At 32.4% G+C, this 20,309-nt stretch carries 20 protein-coding genes and 1 tRNA gene; 14 read left to right on the top strand and 7 right to left on the bottom strand.

Translation table 11 applies throughout. From position 1 onward, the window contains the following. Positions 1-24: 24 nt before the first annotated feature. Both ABD771_RS01330 and truA read right to left on the bottom strand, forming a co-directional pair. On the bottom strand, positions 25-1,779 hold the full coding sequence (locus tag ABD771_RS01330) for an ABC transporter ATP-binding protein (protein WP_345089527.1): 1,755 nt from the start codon (positions 1,777-1,779) through the stop codon (positions 25-27). Between the two features lie 51 nt (positions 1,780-1,830). After that, a complete protein-coding gene (gene truA, locus ABD771_RS01325; protein WP_345089524.1) occupies positions 1,831-2,577 on the bottom strand; it encodes a tRNA pseudouridine(38-40) synthase TruA in 747 nt (248 codons plus the stop codon). A gap of 139 nt (positions 2,578-2,716) precedes the next feature. Here truA and ABD771_RS01320 point away from each other — a divergent pair, with 139 nt between their 5' ends. Continuing rightward, on the top strand, positions 2,717-3,211 hold the full coding sequence (locus ABD771_RS01320; protein ID WP_345089521.1) for a metallophosphoesterase family protein: 495 nt from the start codon (positions 2,717-2,719) through the stop codon (positions 3,209-3,211). Between the two features lie 103 nt (positions 3,212-3,314). On the opposite strand, the gene ABD771_RS01315 is transcribed toward ABD771_RS01320, so the two are convergent. Next, complete coding sequence (locus tag ABD771_RS01315) at positions 3,315-3,728, bottom strand: DUF4293 domain-containing protein (RefSeq protein ID WP_345089518.1); 414 nt, start codon at positions 3,726-3,728, stop codon at positions 3,315-3,317. Between the two features lie 184 nt (positions 3,729-3,912). Between ABD771_RS01315 and rho the strand changes: the two genes are divergently transcribed. Continuing rightward, positions 3,913-5,661 carry a transcription termination factor Rho gene (gene rho / locus ABD771_RS01310; protein WP_345089515.1) on the top strand — a complete coding sequence of 583 codons (1,749 nt, stop codon included), beginning with the start codon at positions 3,913-3,915 and terminating at the stop codon, positions 5,659-5,661. Between the two features lie 282 nt (positions 5,662-5,943). Here rho and trxB read toward each other — a convergent pair whose 3' ends face one another. From trxB to ABD771_RS01290, 4 genes are all read right to left on the bottom strand, one after another. Continuing rightward, the gene (trxB, locus tag ABD771_RS01305) at positions 5,944-6,891 is read right to left on the bottom strand and encodes a thioredoxin-disulfide reductase (protein WP_345089512.1); all 948 of its coding nucleotides are present in this window, start codon (positions 6,889-6,891) and stop codon (positions 5,944-5,946) included. A gap of 140 nt (positions 6,892-7,031) precedes the next feature. Further along, positions 7,032-7,106, bottom strand: a tRNA-Pro gene (locus tag ABD771_RS01300). 81 nt (positions 7,107-7,187) lie between these two features. Further along, the gene (locus tag ABD771_RS01295; RefSeq protein WP_345089509.1) at positions 7,188-8,021 is read right to left on the bottom strand and encodes a GIN domain-containing protein; all 834 of its coding nucleotides are present in this window, start codon (positions 8,019-8,021) and stop codon (positions 7,188-7,190) included. A 66-nt stretch (positions 8,022-8,087) separates the two neighbouring features. Beyond that, positions 8,088-8,540, bottom strand: coding sequence for a DUF4442 domain-containing protein (locus tag ABD771_RS01290; RefSeq protein WP_345089506.1), 453 nt, complete (start codon positions 8,538-8,540; stop codon positions 8,088-8,090). A 199-nt stretch (positions 8,541-8,739) separates the two neighbouring features. Here ABD771_RS01290 and ABD771_RS01285 point away from each other — a divergent pair, with 199 nt between their 5' ends. The 12 genes from ABD771_RS01285 to ABD771_RS01230 all read left to right on the top strand — a co-directional run bounded on the left by ABD771_RS01285 (position 8,740) and on the right by ABD771_RS01230 (position 20,306). After that, on the top strand, positions 8,740-9,195 hold the full coding sequence (locus ABD771_RS01285) for a DUF4870 domain-containing protein (protein WP_345089503.1): 456 nt from the start codon (positions 8,740-8,742) through the stop codon (positions 9,193-9,195). A gap of 68 nt (positions 9,196-9,263) precedes the next feature. Continuing rightward, positions 9,264-9,593 (top strand): PadR family transcriptional regulator, encoded by a 330-nt coding sequence (locus tag ABD771_RS01280; RefSeq protein WP_035126226.1) that lies wholly within the window; start codon positions 9,264-9,266, stop codon positions 9,591-9,593. 5 nt (positions 9,594-9,598) lie between these two features. Then, positions 9,599-11,344: a PspC domain-containing protein gene (locus ABD771_RS01275; protein WP_345089499.1), complete on the top strand. Its 1,746-nt coding sequence runs from the start codon at positions 9,599-9,601 to the stop codon at positions 11,342-11,344. 2 nt (positions 11,345-11,346) lie between these two features. Continuing rightward, positions 11,347-12,081: a head GIN domain-containing protein gene (locus tag ABD771_RS01270; RefSeq protein WP_345089496.1), complete on the top strand. Its 735-nt coding sequence runs from the start codon at positions 11,347-11,349 to the stop codon at positions 12,079-12,081. 140 nt (positions 12,082-12,221) lie between these two features. Beyond that, on the top strand, positions 12,222-13,127 hold the full coding sequence (locus tag ABD771_RS01265) for a TIGR01777 family oxidoreductase (protein WP_345089493.1): 906 nt from the start codon (positions 12,222-12,224) through the stop codon (positions 13,125-13,127). 520 nt (positions 13,128-13,647) lie between these two features. Continuing rightward, positions 13,648-14,166, top strand: coding sequence for a nucleotide exchange factor GrpE (locus ABD771_RS01260; protein ID WP_425556437.1), 519 nt, complete (start codon positions 13,648-13,650; stop codon positions 14,164-14,166). 66 nt (positions 14,167-14,232) lie between these two features. Further along, positions 14,233-15,357 carry a molecular chaperone DnaJ gene (dnaJ, locus tag ABD771_RS01255; protein ID WP_345089487.1) on the top strand — a complete coding sequence of 375 codons (1,125 nt, stop codon included), beginning with the start codon at positions 14,233-14,235 and terminating at the stop codon, positions 15,355-15,357. 262 nt (positions 15,358-15,619) lie between these two features. Continuing rightward, positions 15,620-16,540, top strand: coding sequence for an ABC transporter ATP-binding protein (locus ABD771_RS01250; protein WP_344814944.1), 921 nt, complete (start codon positions 15,620-15,622; stop codon positions 16,538-16,540). Then, positions 16,540-17,847, top strand: coding sequence for an ABC transporter permease (locus tag ABD771_RS01245; protein WP_345089484.1), 1,308 nt, complete (start codon positions 16,540-16,542; stop codon positions 17,845-17,847). The genes ABD771_RS01250 and ABD771_RS01245 overlap by 1 nt, the downstream gene beginning before the upstream one ends. Before the next feature lie 5 nt (positions 17,848-17,852). Beyond that, complete coding sequence (locus ABD771_RS01240) at positions 17,853-18,254, top strand: hypothetical protein (protein ID WP_345089481.1); 402 nt, start codon at positions 17,853-17,855, stop codon at positions 18,252-18,254. A gap of 186 nt (positions 18,255-18,440) precedes the next feature. Next, positions 18,441-19,604 carry a sigma-54-dependent transcriptional regulator gene (locus ABD771_RS01235; protein ID WP_345089478.1) on the top strand — a complete coding sequence of 388 codons (1,164 nt, stop codon included), beginning with the start codon at positions 18,441-18,443 and terminating at the stop codon, positions 19,602-19,604. Positions 19,605-19,685: 81 nt separating this feature from the next. Continuing rightward, positions 19,686-20,306 (top strand): DEAD/DEAH box helicase, encoded by a 621-nt coding sequence (locus tag ABD771_RS01230; protein WP_345089475.1) that lies wholly within the window; start codon positions 19,686-19,688, stop codon positions 20,304-20,306. Positions 20,307-20,309: the final 3 nt, after the last annotated feature.

Genomic DNA, 20,309 nt, shown 5'->3' with positions numbered 1-20,309 from the left:
AATATAATAAAAACGAAGTGGTTTTTAAATTGCTTCTGAAAATTGCGAATCATACAAGTTTTTGTAATAACCATTTTCTTTGGTAACCAATTCATGATGCGTTCCCGATTCTACTATTTGACCTTTATCCATAACGATAATTTTGTCAGCATTTACAATAGTTGCTAATCGATGAGCTATTACAATTGAAGTTCTGTCTTTAGTAATAGTTTCTGTTGCTCTTTGAATCAATTCTTCCGAATATGTGTCGATAGAAGACGTGGCTTCATCCAAAATAAGAATACTCGGATTGCTAACATAAGCACGTAAAAAAGCAATCAATTGGCGTTGCCCAGACGATAACATTACGCCACGCTCTTTTACATTATAATCATAACCATCAGGCAAACTCATAATGAATTCGTGAACACCAATTTTCATAGAAGCTGTAATAACTTCCTCACGAGAAATATTGTTATTGTTTAAGGTAATATTGTTGTAAATAGTATCTGCAAACAGGAATACATCTTGTAAAACTACTGCAATTTGAGCACGTAAACTTTCTAAAGTAAAAGTGTTAATATCTTGGTTGTCAATAGAAATTGTTCCTGAGTTGATTTCGTAAAATCTATTTAACAAATTAATAATTGTAGATTTTCCAGCACCAGTTGAACCAACAATAGCTATAGTTTCACCTGATTTTACTTCCAATGAAATGCCTTTTAAAACTTCCTCATCTTTGATGTAACTGAATCGAACGTTTTCAAAACTGATGTTTCCAGCAAAATGTTTGGCTTCAATAGTTCCAGTTTGTTGTACATCTTCTTCAGTGTCCAAAATGTCAAAAACTCTGTTGGCAGCAATCATTCCCATTTGCATCTCGTTGAATTTATCAGCAATTTGACGCAACGGATTGAACAACATTCCGATGAACATTGTATAAGAGAATAAATCTCCAAACGTAGTAAATTTGGCACCATCTAAAATATGGAAACCTCCATAAAGCACTACAAATCCTAATGTTAACGAGGAAATAATATCAGCGATTGGAAAGAAAATAGAGTTGTATAAAATCGTTTTAATCCATGCAACATTGTGTTTTTGATTGATATCTTTAAACTTTTGATATTCAATATCTTCACGATTAAACAGTTGTACGATTTTCATTCCTGTAACACGTTCTTGTACGAAAGTATTCAAATTTGCAACTTGGTTTCTTACTTCTTCAAAAGCCACTTGCATTTTTCGTTGGAAGATTCTTGTGATGTAAACCAAAATAGGCATGGCTGCAATTACAATCCAAGTCAATTTCCAGTTCATGTAAAACATAATAATTAAACAAGCAAGCATTTTTAGTAAATCACTGATAATCATAAACAAACCTTGACTGAAAATACGTGCAATTTGCTCAATATCCGAAACAGAACGCGTAACTAATTGTCCAACAGGTGCATTGTCAAAATATTTCATTCTAAAACTCAACATATGTTTGAAAAGTTTTGTTCGAATGTCTTTGATAATGTTTTGTCCTAAAAGATTAGCCCAAAAAACAAAGAAAAACTGAAAAACTCCTTCTAACAATAAGACAACTCCCATTAATGAAACATAAAGTAACAACCCATTTTGGTCTTGAGGTTTTATGTAATGGTCTACAGTTTGTTTCAATAAAAATGGGCGTAATGAAGCAAAAACAGCTAACAAAATTGCAGCAGAAATTACACCATAAAAAACTGTTTTATAGGGTTTTGTGTATTTTAATATTCGTTTAAATAAACGTATGTCGAATGCTTTTGCTTTCATTAATTTAATATTAGATTTTTAGCTATCAGATTTTAAATTTAAAATTGATGTCTATTTTCTATTCTCTAAATAAGGATATTCTACTTTCGTCAAATATAATCCGTGTGCAGGTACTGAAAAACCTGCTTTATTTCGGTCTTTGCTTTCGATTATTTGAATAAAGTCTTGCAAAGATACTTTTTCTAACCCTACATTTACTATAGTTCCAACAATTGCTCGAACCATATTTCGTAAAAATCTATCAGCTGAAATTGTAAATACTAATCGATTGTCATTCTTGGTCCAATTAGCTTCAAAAATCTTACAGTTAAAAGTGTTTACATCCGTATGTACTTTTGAAAAACATTCAAAATCAATGTAATTGAATAAAATTTTGCAAGCTTCATTCATTTTGTCAATGTTCAAATCATTTTGATAATACCAAGAATCGTCACTTTCAAAAGCATCTTTTTTGGTATGGATATGGTATTCGTAAGTTCGTTTTGTTGCGTCAAATCGGGCATGACCATCATCATGAACTTTATGAATATTCAAAATAGCGATATCTTTTGGTAAAAATGAATTGAGTTTGTGACTTAAATAGGGAACATCAATTTCTAAATCATAATCGAAATGGGCAAACATTTGCTTGGCATGAACACCTGAATCCGTTCGACCAGCGCCAACGAGTTCGATTTCTGTTTTCAAAATGGTAGAAAGCGCTTTGGTTAAAGTTTCTTGAACAGAAGTTGCGTTTGGCTGATATTGCCATCCGTGATAGTTAGTTCCTTTGTAAGCAAATTCTATAAAATATCTCAAATTGTAATTTTAAATATTAGATATGAAAATCTGAATCAAATCTAATTGATTGCAAATTTACAAAGATTTTGATAGATTGAACGTTTAAAGTTTTCCTAAATAATTAACTTTGCGACTTAGTGCCTTTGCGGCAAATAATATGAAAAAAATTCTTCTACTTTCCGATACGCACAGTCATATTGATGATACTATTTTAAAATATGTAAATCAAGCAGATGAAGTTTGGCATGCAGGCGATATTGGTAATTTAGTTGTAACCGATACAATTAAAAAACTAAAACCACTTCGGGCGGTTTACGGAAACATTGACGACGACAAAGCACGAATGGAATTTCCTTTAAATAATCGCTTCCTGTGCGAAGGTGTTGATGTTTGGATTACGCATATTGGTGGTTATCCAGGAAAATACAATCAAGCTGTTCGTGAGGAATTGAAGTTAAATCCACCAAAATTATTCATCTGTGGACATTCCCATATATTAAAGGTACAATTTGATAAAAGTTTGAATTTACTTCACATGAATCCCGGTGCGTGTGGCATTTCAGGATTTCACCAAGTGCGCACAATGTTGCGATTTGAAATCGATGGCGATAAAATTCAGAGTTTGGAGATTGTCGAAATAGGGAAGAAGTAGGATTTAATTATGAATTTAAGATTATGAATTACGAATATTAATAAAAAAAATCCCAGATTTTCATCCAGGATTTTCTTCGCACTAATAAACTAAGTTTATAGGTTTATCTCAATCGGTCAACAGATTTTACGAGATCTTCATCCTTCTTGATGGCTTTGTTGGCCAAAACCAGCATTACGATAGAAATGATAGGTAGAAACATCCCAATACCTTTCTCAGAAACTACAGGAGTTTCTCCAGATAAATTTAGTGAACGATAAACAAATAATCCTAATAAAATTAAATTTAATATCATATTCAATCTGTTAAAAACAAATTGTTGTTGTCTTTTCTTAAACGATATAATACTCAAAACAGTTAGAGCCGTACTCAATCCAAACAATATTTGGTAAACCATTTTACTCATAAAATAGAATTCTTTTCCACCTTCAAGTTTCCAAAGAGGAAACACAAATGGAAGCACTCCTACAAGAATGAAAACAATAGCTAAATAAACGGTTTGAATTCTTTGTAACATTATTACTTATTTATTACGCAAAAATATATTTTCTTTTTTTAAAAAACTATTGCTTGATAAAAAATTATTCGTATTATTGCATAACAAATCCGTAAGTACTTCAAAAACACGGATGTTCCAATAAAAAAATCACTACACATTTTGTATTGTCATTCAATCCATTAAAATATATATATAAACATTTATGTTTGATAGTTCTGCATTAAAAGGAATGAAGTTATCTGAACTTCAAGAAATTGCCAAATTGGCTAAAACTATAAAATTTAACGGTGTAAAAAAAGAAGTGCTAATTGAGCAAATCTTACAACATCAAGCCGCGACCTCATCTGATGATTCTCAGCAAAAAGGTGCTGCGCCAAAAGAAGAGAAAGTAAAAAGAGCTAGAATTGCTCCTGATGCTTCTCCAAAAATTGAAAAAAAATCGAAAGACTTATTTTCTGAAACCCCTATTGAACAAGTAGAACCTTCAGTTCAGGAAGAAGTCGCTCCAGTAAATGAAGTTACTTCTATACCAGAAAAATTTCAAAAAAAAGCTAAGTTTGTTAAACCTGCAAAGGTTACATCAGAAGAGAATATAGCAGAAAGTACTCCAAAAGAAGAAGAAACTTCAACCGAAGGGACTCAAGAAGCTTCAGAAAATGCTCCTGTAAAATATCAAAATCCGAATCAGAAGCATAAAAATCCGAATCCAAATCAAAACCCAAACCAAAATCCGAATCAAAACGGTAATGGTAACGGAAATCCAAATCAGAATCCAAATCAAAACCCTAATTTCAAGAATAAAAACAAACCAAACTTCCGTGATGCTGATTACGAATTTGACGGAATCATTGAAAGTGAAGGTGTTTTAGAAATGATGCCCGATGGATATGGATTTTTACGTTCATCAGATTATAATTACTTGGCTTCGCCAGATGATATTTATCTTTCAACATCACAAATTCGTTTGTTCGGATTAAAAACTGGTGATACTGTAAAAGGAGTAGTGCGTCCTCCAAAAGAAGGTGAGAAATTTTTTCCATTAGTAAGAGTATTAAAAATTAATGGTCACGATCCGCAAGTGGTTCGCGATAGAGTTTCGTTTGACCATTTAACACCAATATTTCCACAAGAAAAATTTAGAATTGCCGATAGACAAGCCAGTACTTCTACACGAATTATCGATTTATTTTCACCAATAGGAAAAGGCCAACGTGGAATGATTGTCGCTCAACCAAAAACAGGTAAAACAATGTTGTTAAAAGACATTGCCAATGCCATTGCGGCCAATCATCCAGAGGTATATTTAATTGTTTTATTGATAGATGAACGACCAGAAGAGGTAACTGATATGCAACGAAGCGTTCGTGGAGAAGTTATTGCGTCAACTTTCGACCGTGAACCAATGGAACATGTTAAAATCGCTAATATTGTTCTTGAAAAATCAAAACGTTTGGTTGAATGTGGTCACGATGTAGTTATACTTTTAGATTCGATTACACGTTTGGCAAGAGCTTACAATACGGTTCAACCTGCATCAGGAAAAGTACTTTCTGGAGGAGTTGATGCCAATGCATTGCAAAAACCAAAACGTTTCTTCGGAGCAGCTCGTAATGTAGAAAATGGTGGTTCGTTGAGTATTATTGCAACGGCTTTAACAGAAACTGGCTCAAAAATGGACGAAGTAATCTTCGAAGAATTCAAAGGAACAGGTAACATGGAACTACAATTAGATAGAAAAATTGCTAATCGTAGAATTTTCCCAGCCATCGATTTAACTTCATCAAGTACACGTCGCGACGATTTATTATTAGACGAAAACACATTAAAACGCATGTGGATTCTACGTAAATTCCTAGCCGATATGAACCCAGTAGAAGCAATGGATACCATAAACGATAAAATCAAAAAGACTAGAAATAACGAAGAGTTTTTGATTTCTATGAATGATTAATTTCAATTATTCAATATATAATAACCGAGCAGCAATGTTCGGTTTTTTGTTTTTAGGAGCGAAAGGCTTGGGAGTTTTTGGTTTCCGTGTTCCTGCTATCCATTACAATCTCGTCCCAAAAGACGAGATTTTCATTTCTATCAGGGCTAAACAGTAATCTTTAAATTCTAAATCAGTTTTCAAAAGAAATTTTTCTAAAAAAAAGCCATTCCAATAAAGGAACAGCTTTTATAATTTATTTTTTTAAAAAAAAACTTCGCGCCTTAGCGACTTTGTGGCAAATTACTCCTTAGCAGCCAAATACCTCTCAGCATCCAAAGCCGCCATACAACCAGTTCCAGCAGCCGTAATTGCTTGTCTGTAAACATGGTCAGCAGCATCACCACCAACAAAAACTCCAGCAACATTCGTTTTAGAAGTTCCAGGAATATTAATAATATAACCTGTTTCGTCAAGTGTTAAATAATCTTTGAAAATATCCGTGTTTGGTTTGTGTCCAATAGCTACAAAAAATCCAGTTGCTGGTATTTCAATTTCTTCATTGGTAGTTTTGTTTAAAGCTTTTACGCTAGTAACAACTTGACCATCACCAAGGACTTCAACCGTATCGTGGTTCATTAAAATTGTGATATTTTCAGTATTTCTAACACGTTGTTCCATGATTTTAGAAGCTCTAAATTTCTCACTTCTTACCAACATTGTAACTTTTTTACACAGTTTAGATAAATAATGTGCTTCTTCACACGCAGAATCTCCTGCACCAACAATAACAACTTCTTGATTTCTGTAGAAAAATCCGTCGCAAACCGCACAAGCAGAAACTCCTCCACCCATATTTAAATAATGTTGTTCAGATGCAAGACCTAAATATTTTGCCGTTGCACCAGTTGAAATAATTACGGTTTCGCAGTGAATTTCTTTAGTGTCATTAATCCACACTTTATGAATATCACCAGAGAAATCAACTTTTGTTGCCCAACCATCACGCACATCAGTACCAAAACGTTTGGCTTGTTCTTCAATACCAACCATCATTTGTGGTCCGGTAATTCCTTCAGGATTTCCAGGCCAGTTTTCTACTTCATTGGTAGTGGTTAATTGACCACCAGGTTGCGTTCCTTGATAAAGAACCGGATTCATATTAGCTCTAGCTGCATAAATTGCCGCTGTATAACCAGCAGGACCAGAGCCTATTATAAGGCATTTTACTTTTTCTATTGTTTCAGACATGACTAGTTTGTTTTTATGAAATGCAAAGGTAAGTTTTTCTTAAAATATTTTAATGCAAAGTAGTTGACAAAAAACTATTTTATTATAAATTTAAATTATTGAAAATAAAAAAAGCCGAACTAATAAAAGTTCAGCTTTTGTCGGGGTGGCAGGATTCGAACCTGCGGCCTCCTGCTCCCAAAGCAGGCGCGATAACCGGGCTACGCTACACCCCGAAATTTGTTATAAATTCCGAGTGCAAATATATAACAATATTCAAGTTTACAAAGATTTTGAAAACTATTTTTTATAAAAATTTATTTCGTTGGTTTTTTCTTCAAAATAGCACTGTCAACAAATCGTTTTAATTCCACTTTTTGATCACCATACAATTCAATTTCCGATTTTCCTGAAGCTTCTATAATTATATTTGAAGTACATAAAACACTAATATTAGTGTATGATTCTGATATGACGGAAACATTTTTTGAAGTTAATTTTTTTCCATCAAATGTTGCATTATTGTCTAAACGAAGTTTTAAATCGTCAACATCTCCTTCTACAACTGCATCCGTTTTTTGATACATGTCAAAGTTTAAATCTTTTGAAGTAATTAAAGCCTTTAACTTAGCATTTTTACTTAATGTTACAGCAGATTTATCCGCTTTTGAATTCAATTCAATTTTAGACTTATCATCCATAATTAAAGTGAAATTCTTAGCTTTAGAATTGATAAACAACTTAGATTCATCATAACTTTTAAGAGTAATATTTTCTAGCTCTATGTCTGCAAGAGCAGTCACACTTGATTCGTTTCTGGTTATAATTGATTTAAAAGTATCCGTATATGTAATTCTAACGCTTAATTTTTTGTAACCAAAAGCATTTTTTAAAGTAGATAATTTTAATGTTGAACCATTTAAAACGATATCAATGGCATCATGTAAATTGTCATCGGCTTCAATTTCTAATCCGCATTCAGTTCCTTTTATCATAAAAACTTCTATATTGTCTAAAACTTCTATGGCTTCAAAAGGCTCTATTTTTTTAATTTCTGTAGTTACAATTTTTGAACCTTTTACTTTTTCTTTCTTTTGAGAGTAGGAAAGTGTTGTTATTAGTAATAAAGTAAGGAAGATTGTTTTTTTCATTGTGTGTTTAAATTTTGGTCAAATTTATAAAAAGCAATGTTAATAGAATTATAAAATCAATGATAATTATTTCACACGAACACTCCATTCGAAATCCATTTCAGAAACTTGGTCACCTTTTTCATCAACACCAATTGATTTTAGCCAAAGTGTTTGTCCTCCTCCAGTTGCTATGGTTTTCTTGATAGCATCTTCAATTATAGTGCCATCATTACAAGTAAAAGTAATTCTTCCTTTAGCTTTTTTTGTAAAGTTACCTTTGTTATTGGCTACTAACATTGAAATATTTTTACCGCTTTTCTTTATTTGATACATAACTAAAGCACCAGTAGTGAGCTCAGCTGCCATAGCTTGAACGGCAAAATACATTGAATTAAACGGATTCTGATTAAACCAACGGTGTTTTACTGTAGCAACACATTTTTCAGGTGAAATGTATTTTGTTCTTACTCCACACCAAAATGCAGAAGGTAATTTGAAAAATAAAAAAGTATTCAATTTTGAAGGTGAAAATTCCATGAAGTATTGATTTTGTTGTAAATATACAAAAAATACTATGCACTCATACTAAAACCTTAATGTTAATAAAATGTTAAATTTAAGTACTTTGTAATACATAATACCTTTTTTTGGTTGTATCTTTGTATAAGAAATTAATAAGCTATCTATAGTATTGTTGAAATCTAGTTTTAATCATCAATCAAAAAATCAAAAAAAAATGACACCAGCTAACGAACGTACCATTGCATCAGTAACACATTTGAGTTCCTTTACTCAATATGTTTTTCCTTTAGGAAATTTTATTGCTCCTATAATTATATGGAGTGCTAAAAAAAACGATTCTGAATTTGTTGACTACAACGGAAAACAAATATTGAATTTTCAGTTAAGTATTTTTGCATACAGTGCAATTTTAGTTTTAATTTCTTTACCACTTTTAATCTATGGATTTGTAGATTTGATAGGGACAAATTGCACCTTTAGTAATTTTGAAATTGATTTTAATGGTTTTCATAACCAGAAAATTACAACTTTAATAGGAACAGCAATTGTAGCTTTCGTACTTTTTATGTTTCTAAAAGTATTTGAATTCATACTAATCATATACGCTGCTGTGAAAGCGTCCAATGGTGAACATTATAAATATCCTTTAACAATACCATTCTTTAAATAATAAGTTTCAATCATCAATAAAATCAATCAAAAAAATGAACAGTTTAATTAAAAAATCAAAATCGAATTATGAACATTGAAAACACAAAAGCCCAAATGCGAAAAGGTGTTTTAGAGTTCTGCATCTTATCTGTTTTAAAAGAAAAAGAAGCCTACACATCTGAAATACTAGACACTTTAAAAAACGCAAAATTGCTTGTAGTAGAGGGAACAGTTTATCCGCTATTGACAAGATTAAAAAATGACGGTTTACTCAACTATCGTTGGGAAGAATCAACATCAGGTCCGCCAAGAAAATATTATGAGTTGACCGAATTAGGAAAAACATTTTTAAACGAATTAAACGGAACTTGGACAGAGCTTTCTGACGCCGTAAACATCATAACCAATCAAAAATAACAATCATGAACAAAACAGTAAATATTAATATAGGTGGTTTATTTTTTCACATAGATGAAGATGCATACCAAAAGTTATCAAGATATTTTGATGCTATAAAACGTTCACTTTCAAATTCATCAGGTAAAGATGAAATTATGAAAGACATTGAAATGCGTGTTGCCGAACTTTTTACAGAAAGACAAAAAAGCGACAAGCATGTAATTAATAATATTGATGTTGATCAAGTAGTTGCCGTAATGGGACAACCAGAAGATTATCGAATTGACGATGATGCTGAAACTCCTAAAAACGAACCATTTTATGTTCCAAATAAAACTAAAAAATTGTACCGTGATAAAGATAGAGGCATAATAGCAGGTGTTTGTTCAGGTTTAGGTCATTACACAGGAATTGATGCTGTTTGGATAAAAATAATTTTCTTAATTTTTGCATTAGTAAGTTTTGGTTGGTTTTTAATTGTTTACTTAATCCTTTGGATTGCAACTCCAAAAGCAATTACTACATCTGAAAAATTAGAAATGACAGGTGAACCAGTAACCATTTCTAATATTGAGAAAAAAGTTAGAGAAGAGTTTGAAAACGTATCTGAAAAAATAAAAAATGCAGATTACGACAAAATGGGTAACCAAATTAAGTCAGGCGCTGAAACTGCTAGTTCTAAATTAGGTAATGCTTTTACATCTGTTTTTGGTGCTTTTGCGAAAGTTTTAGGTGCTTTAATAGTTGTTTTTTCATCCATTATTTTTCTAGTTGTTGCTGTTGTTTCAGTGGTGATGTTATTCTCATCATCAATGCCTGATAATAAAGTAGTTGAATTTATTAAAACTCCAATTGGGTTAGAAACTCCAATTTGGGCACAGGGAATTTTATTCTTTCTTGCAGTAGGAATTCCATTATTTTTTCTTATCATATTAGGTTTAAAATTATTGGTAACTAATTTAAAATCAATTGGTAGTATTGGTAAATATAGTTTATTAGCTGTATGGATTATAGCCATCGGAATTTTAATTTCATTAGGAATTAGTGAAGCTAATCAATTGGCTTATTCTGGTAAAGCATTAGAAAAGCAAAATATTACTGTTGCTGCAACAGATACGCTTAAAGTAAGCTTTGCTTACAATGATTTTTATTCAAAAAGAATTGACGATAGAAGTGATTACAGAATTGTGCAAGATTCACTTGGAAATGAAGTAATTCATTCAACAAATGTTACCATTCATTTGAAAAAAACGGATAAAGCTTTTCCATACGTTCAAATTGAAAAATTAGCGCAAGGGAAATCATTTGCAGAAGCCAATCAAAGAGCTCAAAAAATTAAATACAGCTACAAAATAGTTGGTAACGAATTAATTCTAGACAACTATTTTATTACAGAAACAAAAAATAAATTTAGAGGTCAAATGGTTGAGGTTTATCTTTATTTACCAGAAGGAATTGTATATTATCCAAGTGAAAATGTAGAGCAATATTTAAGCGGAAACAACGCCGATTTCGATTACTATTATGGACCAGAAGGTTATAAATACAAAGTAAAAGGTACCGAATTAGATTGTTTAAATTGTCCAAACGAAGACTCTCAAAATGATGAAGTTGAAACAGAAGACATCAATGTAATCGAAGAAAATGATTCCATTAAAACAGTTTCTGTAAAAGTCAATGGTAAAGAGGTAATTCAAACCACTACAGGAAAAAATGAACCAGGAAGCTTAACAATCAACAAAGACGGAATAATCATTAAAACCAAATAATCATGATAAAGTTTATAGTTTTTTGTACAAAAATATTGGTAGTAGCGGTTGTAGCTTTATTGTTCTCATCGTGCAAATACCAAATGGGAATTGAAGGAAACGGAAATGTTACCAAGGAAAAAAGAATCATATCCGATAAGTTTACCAAAGTTGAAGTCAGTCACGGAATTGAACTTATTGTAGAGCAAGGAGAGTCAGTAATGGTGGAAGTTGAAACCGATCAAAATCTTCAAAAACAATTGATTACCAAAGTTGAAAACGGAACGTTAGTTGTTAAATTTGAAGGAAATATCAATAATACAAGTGCCGAAACAGTAAGAGTTCGTATGCCTAAAATAGAAGGTATCTCTGCAGATAGTGGAGCAGAAGTAACAAGCAAAAATACTTTGTTAGGAAATACAACCATCAAATTAGAAGCAGATAGTGGTTCAAATATTGATGTTGTTTTAGAATATGATGCTATCGAACTTCATGCTGATAGCGGAGCAGAAATTAAAGCAGAAGGAAAAGCATTAAAACTTAACACTCATGCGGATAGTGGAGCTGAAATTGATGCTTCAAATTTATTAGCAAACGAAGTAACTTCTCATGCAGATAGCGCTGCATCAATAATTGTACATCCAATTGTTAGTTTAAATGCTGATGCCGATAGTGGAGGTTCAATTGAATACAATTCTAAACCCAAAACCATCATTAAAAAAGAAGATTCAGGAGGAAGTGTATCTTCAAGTATTTAGAATTTATTTATAGTTTTAGTTGTAACGAAAATCCCAGCGAAAGTTGGGATTTTTTATTTTCAATAATTCAACAAAAGTTAAACCAATAACAATTAACGTACATTTTAGAATCATAAATCGTAGTTTTGAAAAAAAAAGAAATGAAAGTTTTAATTACAGGCGCAACAGGTTTGATAGGAAAAGAATTGGTAGCGTTGCTTCTAGAAAACAATCATACCGTTCACTATCTTACAACATCGCCACAAAAAATCCAAAATAAAACCAATTATTACGGCTTTTATTGGAATCCACAAGAAGGAAAAATCGATGACAATTGCCTCGATGGTGTTGATACTATTGTTCATCTTGCAGGTGCATCTATTTCGCAACGTTGGACAAATGCTTACAAACAAGAGTTGATAGAAAGTCGTGTTTTGTCTGCCAATTTACTTTTCAATTTAATTAAAAAAGCTCCTAATCAAGTAAAACATTTCATCTCAGCATCTGGAACAGCAATTTATCCAGATAGTTACACTAAAATTTACGATGAAACATCCACCGAAATCGACACTACTTTTTTAGGAAATGTGGTTATAAAATGGGAGGAAAGTGCTGACCAATTTAAATTGCTAAATTTAAAAGTTACAAAACTTCGCACCGGAATCGTTTTTTCCGAAAAAGGAGGCGCACTTTTAGAAATGATAAAACCAATCAAAATGTATGTTGGTTCCAGTTTTGGTTCCGGAAAACAAATACAATCATGGATTCATTTAACAGATGTTGCCAACCTTTATTATTTTGTGATTCAAAATCAAACAGATGGTATTATCAATGCCGTTTCACCCAGTCCAATTAGCAATCAAGAGTTAACTAAGGCCATTGCAAAACAGCTAAAAAGACCTTTGTTTTTGCCAAATGTTCCACAGTTCGTAATGAAATTAATCCTTGGAGAAATGCATATTCTGCTTTTCAACAACAAGAATATTCTTCCAAAAAGAGCACAAGAATTAGGATTCAAATTTCAATTTCCTACCGTCAAAGAAGCGCTTGAAACCATCATAAAATAAAAAAAGTTCTAGTTTTTACTAGAACTTTTTTTAACTTGAATTAATAATATCTTTTGCTTTTCAGCGAATCATAAACCTTTTATAAATCCAAATGTAACGATTTAGTAAAGCAAAACTCTTAAAGTTTTATTAAAGTTTAATCTGAATTTATTTCAGAGTTTTTTGTGTTTTTCTATTAGAAGCATCACTTTACGCATTTTTTAATCCATTTTCGCGCTGTCCGAGTTACATGGTAACTTCTCCCATCACGGCTAAACTCAATCTTTAGGCTTCTAAATTCAGTTTTTCACAAGATATTTTTCTTAAATATTAAATAAAATCTTTGTGTTCTTCGCTATTTCTTTGTGACTTTTTGGTAAAAATTTGTGACAATTTGACATTTTTAAAGAAATGGCAGTACTTTTGCAACCAAACCCTTCGGAACAAAAAACCAACAATGAACATCAAAAATATATTTAAAAATAAAAGCACAATGAGTACTGAAAATACTGATAAAGAAATTCTTGAGAATGAAAATGAAATGGCAACTCAATCTGAAGGAAACCCTACAGATGAAGCAACTCCAGAAGTTCAAGCCGCAGAAGAATTAACCGTTGAGCAAAAACTAGAAGAAGATTTAGCAAAAGAAAAAGACAAACATTTACGCCTTTTTGCTGAATTTGAAAATTATAAAAAACGTACTTCCAAAGAACGTATCGAGTTGTTTAGAACTGCCAACCAAGAGGTATTGCAAGCTTTACTGCCAGTTCTTGACGATTTTGACAGAGCAATGGCACAAATTTCTAAGTCAGAAGATGAGGTATTGTTAAAAGGAGTTGAATTAATTCACGAAAAATTAAAATCAATCTTAGTTTCTAAAGGATTAGAAGAAGTTGAAATAAAATCAGGTGATGCCTTTGATGCCGATTTTGCAGAAGCTATTACCCAAATTCCAGCACCATCAGACGATTTAAAAGGAAAAATTGTCGATGTAATAGAAAAAGGATACAAATTAGGAGACAAAATTATCCGTTTCCCAAAGGTTATTTTAGGTCAATAATATATTTTTATGTATTGGGTTTTGACTTGGTCTTAATACCTAATACTTAAATCTTAATACAACAATATGAAAAAAGATTTTTACGAAATATTAGGCATCACAAAAAGTGCCACACCAGAAGAAATTAAAAAAGCCTATCGAAAGAAAGCTATAGAATTTCATCCTGATAAAAATCCAGGAAATGCCGAAGCAGAAGAAAATTTCAAATCTTGTGCAGAAGCCTACGAAGTATTAAGTGATCCAAACAAGAAAGCTAAATACGACCAATACGGACATCAAGCATTCGATGGTGCTGGTGGTTTTGGTGGTGGTGGTCACATGAATATGGATGATATTTTCAGCCAATTCGGTGATATTTTTGGAAGCGCTTTTGGCGGTGGCGGATTCAGTGGTGGTTTCGGTGGAAACTCAGGCGGACAACGTCGCGTAAAAGGAAGCAATCTTCGTATCAAAGTTAAATTGACTTTAGAAGAAGTTGCCAATGGTGTTGAGAAAAAAGTAAAAGTTAAAAGAAAAATACAAGCTCCAGGAGTTCGTTATAAAACATGTTCGGCATGTAATGGACAAGGTCAGGTTTTGAGAGTAACCAATACTATTTTGGGTAGAATGCAAACGGCAACTACTTGTCCAACATGTGGTGGCGCAGGACAAACTATTGAAAGCAAACCCAACAATGCCGATGCACACGGTTTGATTCTAGAAGACGAAACTGTTTCAATCAAAATTCCAGCAGGAGTTGTTGATGGTATGCAGCTTAAAGTTACAGGAAAAGGAAACGACGCACCAGGAAACGGAATTGCAGGTGATTTAATTGTTGCCATTGAAGAATTAGAACACGAATTTTTAAAGCGTGAAGGTGAAAATCTTCATTATGATTTATATATAAGTTACCCAGAAGCCGCTTTAGGAGTTTCTAAAGAAATTGAAGCCGTAAACGGAAAAGTTCGTATCAAACTAGAAGAAGGAATCCAATCGGGTAAGATTTTACGACTAAAAGGTAAGGGAATTCCGAGTTTAAATAGCTACGGAAGTGGTGATTTATTAGTTCACGTAAACGTTTGGACACCAAGGACATTAAATAAAGAACAAAGACAATTCTTTGAAAAATCGCTAACGGATGATAACTTTATTCCACATCCAGAAAAGAGCGATAAATCTTTTTTTGAAAAAGTTAAAGATATGTTTTCATAATTATAAAATTATTTCTACATTTGACTAATTACTTGGAAACAGGTAATTTCTTTTTCATAGCAATTTTTCCCATCCTTGTGTCAAAATAAGGGTGGGTTTTTTTGTAACAAAAACTTTCAAATAGCTACTAATTCAGTACTTTTACCAATTCAAAAATAAATTTCAAAAGTCAACTTCAAAAATCAATTTTTTAATTTATTTTGAATTAAACTTGATTTTTTAAATTGAAATTGATTTTTGAAGTTTAAATTTATTAAAATTTATGAGCAATATACTCGAAGTAAAAAATGTCGTAAAGCAATATGGTGATTACACAGCGCTAAACGAAGTTTCTCTTTCAGTTCCAAAAGGCAGCATCTACGGACTTCTTGGTCCAAATGGTGCCGGTAAAACATCTTTAATTAGGATCATCAACCAAATTACAATGCCCGATAGTGGAGAAGTAATCCTAGATGGTGAACCTTTAAAACCAGAACACGTAGCTTTCATTGGTTATATGCCAGAAGAACGAGGATTGTACAAAACAATGAAAGTTGGTGAACAATGCTTGTATTTAGCACAACTTAAAGGTTTATCTAAGCAAGAAGCCAAAACCCAACTCGATTATTGGTTTGATAGACTGGAAATTCAAGGTTGGTGGAACAAAAAAATGCAAGAACTTTCTAAAGGAATGGCTCAAAAAGTACAATTTGTAGTAACGGTTTTACACAAACCCAAATTATTAATTCTAGACGAACCTTTCTCAGGATTTGATCCAGTAAATGCCAATTTGATTAAAGATGAAATTATCGAATTGAATAAGCAAGGAACTTCTGTAATTTTTTCAACACACCGAATGGAGAGCGTTGAAGAAATGTGCGATTACATTGCATTAATTCACAAATCCAATAAACTGATTGAAGGAAAACTAACTGATGTCAAAAAACAATTCAGAACCAATAGTTACGAAGTCGGAATTCTAAGCAACAATATCGAAGGTTTGATGTATGATTTGTCACAAAAATTCACACTTTCACAAACCGATTTCAAATCACTAAACGACGAATTAAAATTAGAAATCAACCTTGGAACTGCAACTCCAAATGAATTATTAAATACCTTAATTCAACGCGGACAAGTAACCCATTTTATGGAAAAAATTCCAAGTGTAAACGATATTTTTATTAAAACAGTTACTGAATAATGAGTAAGCTACTACTAATCATAAAAAGAGAATTCATTGCCAAAGTCCGCAATAAATCCTTCATTGTAATGACGTTTTTGAGTCCGTTGTTATTTGTCGGAATTGGAGTTTTTGTTGGTTATTTGAGCCAAATGAAAGCCGATTTAAAAACCATTGCCATACACGACGAAACCGGAAGATTCGTTAACGATTTCAAAAGCGATGACGAATACAAATATCTTAATTTATCCAATTTAGATTTAAAAATTTTAAAAGACAGCATCATCAGCGAAAGCTATGAAGGTCTTCTAATCATTCCAAAATCTACTGATAATTCTTCACTTCAAAAGAACATTCAATATGTTTCTAATGATAGTCCGGGTGTTATGTTCGTTGAAGATATCGAAGACGTGATTGCTAAAAGAATTACGGCTGAAAACTATCAAAAACAAGGTTTAGATACATTAAAAATCAATCAATCAAAAGCAGATGTTTCTATAAAATTAAACAAGGCTTCTGGAGAAACTGCCTTGAAAGGATTAAACGAAATTAAAATTGGAATTGGAGGTGCCTTTGGTTATTTAATCATGATGTTCATCGTCATCTACGGAAACATGGTCATGCGAAGTGTCATTGAAGAAAAAACGTCTCGTATTATTGAAGTCATAATTTCGTCGGTAAAACCATTCCAATTAATGATGGGAAAAATTATTGGAACCTCATTAGCAGGAATCTTGCAATTCATCATTTGGGCATTACTTGGTATGACAGCGATGTTCATCATGTCGTCTATTTTTGGTGTTCAAATGGGAGCAACATCATCAGCACAAACTCAAGAAGCAATGCAAATGGCTCAAAAAGGAATGGGCAGCGATATTCAAATGTATATTAAAGAGTTATGGAATTTACCAATAGCGACAATTCTAATATCTTTCATTATTTATTTCATCGGTGGCTACTTTCTCTATAGTTCATTTTACGCATCCATTGGTGCAGCTGTTGACAACGAAACCGATTCGCAACAATTTTTACTTCCTATAATAATGCCATTAATTCTTGGAGTTTATATTGGTTTTTTCACAGTAATAAATGATCCTCACGGAACTATTGCAACCGTATTTTCAATGATTCCACTCACATCACCAATCGTAATGATGATGCGAATTCCATTTGGTGTGCCTTGGTGGCAAATTGCAATTTCTATGACGTTACTTTTTGGTACATTTCTTGGTGTAGTTTGGTTCGCAAGTAAAATTTACCGTGTCGGAATTCTAATGTACGGTAAAAAACCGTCTTGGAAAGAACTTTATAAATGGCTTAAATATTAATTAATATGAAAACCTTTTTTCGATTATTTTCTGTAGCAATTGTATCTATATTGCTTCAATCATGCGTTGGATATAATCCTCACGAAATTTTCACACCTTTAAAAACTGAGTTCAAAGATAATTGTCCAACCCCTCCAGAAAATGTGCAATTGCTTTTTGAAGGCGAACCAGTTAATTTTGAATATGAAAGAATAGGTCTAATAGAAGTACAAGCAGAATACACAGGAAAAGAAGAAGACCAACTAAAAACATTAACTAATTTGGCAAAATCAAAATGTTGTGATGCGGTAATCGGAATTAAAAAAGGTTATGTAACAAGAGAAATGGGATTGGTTTTTACAACAGAACCTAATCAAAATTTTCAAGCGGTATCCTTTTCAGGTATTGCTGTTATAAAGAAAAAGTAAAATTATTTTAATCGAATGGCCTGGGCTTTATCAGCAATCCTTGTTCCTGCTTTCCGCAATATCTTTTCCTTTTTAAAGAAAAAAGAAAAAGGATATTTGCTGCAATCAGGGCTAATTGAATAACAATTTTGAATTTTTGCGAACTTTGCGAAAAACTTTGCGAACTTTGCGGTTAAATAAAAAACTATGTCAAAAATATTAATCATAGAAGACGAAGCATCCATCAGAAGAGTTTTAACCAAAATTCTTTCTGAAGAAAATGATACTTACCAAGTAGAAGATGCCGAAGATGGCGTTCAAGGGCTTGAAAAAATAAAAAATTCAGATTACGATTTGGTACTTTGCGATATCAAAATGCCAAAAATGGACGGTGAAGAATTATTAGAAGCCGTAAAAAAAATCAAACCCGAAATTCCAATCGTAATGATTTCTGGTCACGGCGATATGGAAACCGCTATCAATACTATGCGTCTAGGTGCTTTCGATTATATCTCAAAACCACCAGATTTAAATCGTCTTTTGAATACAGTTCGTAATGCTTTAGACAAAAAACAATTGGTTGTTGAAAACAAAATTCTAAAGAAAAAAGTCAGCAAAAACTACGAAATGATTGGAAATTCTGAACCAATCAATCACATCAAACAAATGATTGAAAAAGTAGCTCAAACTGACGCAAGAGTTTTAATTACTGGACCAAACGGAACTGGAAAAGAGTTAGTAGCTCATCAATTACATGAAAAAAGCGAAAGAGCTGCTTATCCATTAATCGAAGTAAATTGTGCTGCAATTCCATCAGAATTAATTGAAAGCGAATTGTTTGGTCACGTAAAAGGTGCGTTTACATCAGCTGTAAAAGACAGAGCAGGAAAATTTGAAGCAGCCGATGGTGGAACTATTTTTCTTGATGAAATTGGAGATATGAGTTTGGCAGCACAAGCTAAAGTTTTAAGAGCTTTACAAGAAAGTTTGATTCAAAGAGTTGGTGCTGACAAAGATATAAAAGTCAATGTTCGTGTAGTTGCTGCAACAAACAAAGATTTGAAAAAAGAAATCGAAGAAGGACGTTTCCGTGAAGATTTATACCACAGATTGGCAGTAATTTTAATTAAAGTTCCGGCATTGAATGACCGCCGAGATGACATACCTTTGCTAATCGAACATTTTGCCTCAAAAATAGCCGAAGAACAAGGAAATGCACAGAAAACATTCTCAACTGAAGCTATCAAATTATTACAAGAATACGATTGGACAGGAAACATTCGTGAATTAAGAAACGTAGTAGAACGCTTGATAATTTTAGGTGGAAACGAAATTTCTGAAACAGACGTGAAGTTATTCGCGAGTAAATAATAGCAATTAGCATTTAGCAGTTAGCCATTAGCAATATGCTTTTGCTAAAAGCTAATGTCTAAAAGCTGAAAGCAAAAAAAAATGCAATTAAAAAAAATAAACCCAAACTTACAACAAGCACTAATTGAAAACGAGTTAATCGAAGCCAATGAAATGCAACAAGAAACATTTTCAACCATTAAAAGTGGAAAAGACGCTGTAATTCAATCGCCAAGCGGAACAGGAAAAACTACAACTATTGTTTTAAACGTCATTCAGCGATTAGAAAAAACACACGACGAAAGTACTCGTGCTTTAATCATTGTTGAAAACAAAGAGCGAGTTTTAGAAATGGAAGAACTTTTCTTGAAATTCGGAAATTATACTGACTTAAGTATTTTTGGAGTTCATGATAAAGGCGATACCGATTATGACAAAAATGTAATTTCTATGGGTTTAGATATACTTATTGGAACACCAAATAAAATCAACGCCTTATTTTCGTCAGCAGGATTTAACATGAATACTATAAAAATGTTTATCGTTGATGATGCTGATTTATTATTCAAGCAACGAATGGATGCCATCATTTTGCGTCTTTCAGCAAGTGTAGAAAAAACACAACGCATTTTCTTTTGCTCAGAAATCACAGAAAGGGTTGAGGTATTAGCTGACAAAATCATGATTGAACCGCTTTTCTTCGAAATGGAAGATGAGGAGTAGTTT

Source organism: Flavobacterium chungnamense (assembly GCF_039539165.1).
GTDB classification, from domain to species: domain Bacteria; phylum Bacteroidota; class Bacteroidia; order Flavobacteriales; family Flavobacteriaceae; genus Flavobacterium; species Flavobacterium chungnamense.
The sequence above is the reverse complement of the archived record's forward strand: the minus strand, read 5'-3'. Positions and strand labels throughout refer to the sequence as shown.